The sequence below is a fragment of the Labrys sp. F242 genome (assembly GCF_057813875.1).
In genome coordinates this window covers 1-254 of the sequence record NZ_JBVASG010000070.1, presented here as the reverse complement: position 1 = coordinate 254, position 254 = coordinate 1, and the positions used below count along the sequence as shown (strand labels likewise).

Below are 254 nucleotides of genomic sequence, written 5' to 3'. Positions count from 1 at the left end.
TTATGCCACAGGCCCAGCGAAAGAGCCGGAAGCTGCAGGCCCGAGCGGCCGGACCGGCGATATTGCATGGCGTCGTAACGCGCCTCATCCGCGACATAAGTCATAGGTGGCTCCAATACTGAGGAAAGCGGCAGAGCGCCCTGGCATTCTCGAAAGGGATGTCGCCACCGAAATTATGCCACAGGCCCAGCGAAAGAGCCGGAAGCTGCAGGCCCGAGCGGCCGGACCGGCGATATTGCATGGCGTCGTAACGC

Annotated in this window: 1 pseudogene; it reads right to left on the bottom strand. The window is 62.2% G+C overall.

Going from position 1 to position 254, the window contains the following annotated elements:
- Positions 1-127: 127 nt before the first annotated feature.
- Positions 128-254 (bottom strand): annotated as a pseudogene (locus ACZYTC_RS34475) (L-glyceraldehyde 3-phosphate reductase); the annotation flags it as partial.